At 35.8% G+C, this 864-nt stretch carries 1 pseudogene; it reads left to right on the forward strand.

Features of this window, described 5'->3' with window-relative positions:
- Positions 1-516, forward strand: a pseudogene (locus tag ACS8FD_RS18450) (hypothetical protein); the annotation flags it as partial.
- Positions 517-864: the final 348 nt, after the last annotated feature.

Below are 864 nucleotides of genomic sequence, written 5' to 3' on the forward strand. Positions count from 1 at the left end.
GATATCAGCGCTATGGTAGCCAAGAATACTCAAGATTTAAACGATCAACAAATCCAAGCGACGACTAATGTATTGGATGAGATGATTAACGAAACCAAAACTGACGTTACTGATATGGACTTCACCAGTATCGACACATGGCGCAATATTGATGAGTATGCAAAACAACGCATGGCGTCTATTGAGCAGACATTAAAAGGTCCTGAGCTAATCAACCGCTTACAGCAAGAAGGATTGAGCGAAGCGCAAGCGACTGAAGTACGTTCAGAAGTAGTACAGTCATTTAATGAGTATAAAACACAAACTGAGCAATATATCGCGCAAGCCCAACAAACCGTTGATCAAAACTTACAACAAGCTGAAGACGTTGCTCGTAAAGCTGCCTTGTATAGTGGTCTATTTTGGTTAATCAGCACTATTTTAACTTTCATCGCTGCTACTATGGGTGCCAAAAGCGCTGCTACTAAGCATCGTTTAGATAAGCCTATCGTTACTTGGGGTGACAATGTTAGATAAGCTGTTAGGAAGAATAAGGAAGTTGTAAAATACTTATTTCTGATAGAGCTTATTAATAGTTATTAGTTATAGAAAAAAGCCCAGTTACAATATATTGTAACTGGGCTTTTTTTGTCTGCTTAATTGTTCCCAGTTTATCCTTTAATATATAACCTTTGACTGGTCACGATAGTGGGGTACACTTTAACTAATCCAATTTACACTGGTTTTTTCCTTACAAGCATCGTTGCTTTAATTATTTCAACCACGTATTATGTTTTTCGAAAAATACCCAAAAGTCATTTAACAATTGATTTTATTGAATAATTTTAATAAATCCATAATCAATCTTCGAATAAGAATTCTTAT

Source organism: Psychrobacter sp. 1U2 (assembly GCF_051847575.1).